This is a genomic window from Microcystis sp. M49636_WE2 (assembly GCF_030065375.1).
Classification (GTDB): domain Bacteria; phylum Cyanobacteriota; class Cyanobacteriia; order Cyanobacteriales; family Microcystaceae; genus Microcystis; species Microcystis aeruginosa_C.
The window spans coordinates 1-2265 of sequence record NZ_JASJFG010000903.1; the positions used below are offsets into that span (position 1 = coordinate 1).

The 2265-nt window shown below is 43.7% G+C and carries 1 protein-coding gene; it reads left to right on the forward strand.

Translation table 11 applies throughout. From position 1 onward, the window contains the following. Positions 1 to 4: 4 nt before the first annotated feature. The gene (locus PX484_RS20700; protein ID WP_288105328.1) at positions 5 to 1936 is read left to right on the forward strand and encodes an SUMF1/EgtB/PvdO family nonheme iron enzyme; all 1932 of its coding nucleotides are present in this window, start codon (positions 5 to 7) and stop codon (positions 1934 to 1936) included. Positions 1937 to 2265 lie beyond the last annotated feature (329 nt).

Here is a 2265-nt window from a genome sequence, read left to right on the forward strand (position 1 = left end):
CTGGATTACACTGACGCAAGAACTGGCGAACAGTGGCGAAGCGAAAGTATGGCACACTAACTTTAATGGGTACTTAGCGAAAATCTACCACAATCCCCATAATGAAAGGGTTGATAAATTACAGTTAATGGTGAGAAATCGTCCCAGTGATCCTAACGTTCATCTTAACCATATTTCCTTCGCTTGGCCCTATTCTATCTTGGAAGATAAACAGGGAAAAGTCGTTGGTTTTTTAATGCCAGAAGTGGTGGGTTCAGAAACGTTATTAAAGCTTTGTACGCCCATAATGAGAAGAAAATACAAGTTAGAAACTAATTGGTATTTTCTTCATGTAGTAGCGCGGAATATAGCCGCTATTATCCAAGCAATTCACCTTAAAGGTTATGTTTTGGGAGACATCAAGCTAGAAAATATCTTAGTGAATAATCGGGCGTTGCCTACAATTATTGATACAGATTCATTTCAAGTATCAGATCCCTATAGCGGTAAAATATATCGGTGTTTAGTTGGCTCAGAAGGATTTACACCGGCGGAATTAATCGGAGTGAATATAGCAGATGTAGATCAAACAGAAGTGCATGATCGCTTTCGATTAGGAGTTGTTATTTATTATCTATTATTTAGCGGGCCGCCGTTTCGGGGATTGTGGCAAGGAGGAGGGGATTCCCTGGAACAGTCGGAACTAATTCGACGGGGACTATGGCCTTTTTCTGGGGATAAATTGCTTGTACCTAGTAATACTACCATACCATTAAATATTTTACATCCCGACTTACACGCCTTATTTTTGCGCTGTTTCAATGAGGGACATAAATTCCCCCACAGACGACCGACGGCTAAGGAATGGTGCGATACTTTGGAAGCTGCACGAAAAGAGGTTATACGCTGTGGCAAAGTTGATAATCATTACTACAGTCGCCGTTACGGAAAGTGTTATTGGTGTGAGCGATTTAGTGATTTAAATCTTGATATTTTTGCAAGCAAAAGTATCGCTACTGTGACATCTACACAGTTACCTAAAGTAGCGCCAACTCCACCCCCAGTATCGATTCAATCATCTCCTTCACCTATACCTCCTCAAAGATGGTCGCGTCGTAAAGTTTTAATAACTTTCGGGTTATTTACAGTAGGGACAGTCGCTAGTAATATTTTCGCTCAGTTGTTTCGTCAGAATCCTACTCCTCCTTCTCCTTCACCTCGTCCTTTAGCTCCTCCATTTACAGAAAACCTACCCAATGGAGTAACACTGGAAATGGTAGGCTTACCAGCAGGTCAATTTCTCATGGGATCTCCTGACAGCGATCCCGATGCTCGCGATAATGAAAAGCCTCAACACCAAGTTAAAGTAAACAGTTTTGCTATTGGGAAATATCCAGTGACTCAGGCACAATATCAAGCGGTAATGGGAACCAATCCCTCTCGGTTTCAAAATAATCCCCAAAATCCGGTAGAAGATGTTAGTTGGAATGACGCTCAAGCCTTTTGTCAGAAATTGAGTCAGATAACAGGGAAAACCTATCGTCTCCCCACAGAAGCGGAATGGGAATATGCCTGTCGTGCGGGGACTACTACTCGCTTTTATTTTGGTGATGATGCTAATCAGTTAGGAGATTATGCTTGGTATAAAGGAAATTCTCAGCAGACAACTCATCCTGTGGGCCAGAAAAAGCCCAATGCTTGGGGACTGTATGATATGAGTGGCAATGTTTGGGAGTGGTGCGAGGACGATTGGCACGATAACTATATCGGAGCGCCAAAGGATGGCAGTGCTTGGCTAAAAAATGGTAATGATAATCGTTCTCCATTGCGGGGCGGTTCTTGGTACAACGTTCCAGCTAACTGCCGTTCTGCTTACCGCAACTTCACCTACCGCCCCGACTACAGCCTCATCAACGACGGTTTTCGGGTGGTGTGCGGTGCTGGGAGGACTCTGTAACCCTTATTCTCTTTTTACCCTTTTTTACCCTTTTTTACTTTTTCTCTTTTTCTCTTTTTCCCGCCTAGCGGCGGGTCGATTTTTTTTTGAGATTTTCTAGGGTGCGTCCCAGGCAGCTTTTGCCTTTTTGACAGCAGCCCGTAGTTGGGTTGACGACTGTTACCCAACACCCTCGGAACCAAGATTAAATAGGGTTTGCTGAAAAAGTACGGGCGAAGCATTCGGGCAATAACCTATCGGTGAAACCGTAGATTTTTTATCCGAATGCTTCGCCCCTACAGGACGCGGGCCGATGAAGACGCAAGGTTTTGAAGCACGATTCTCTCAAA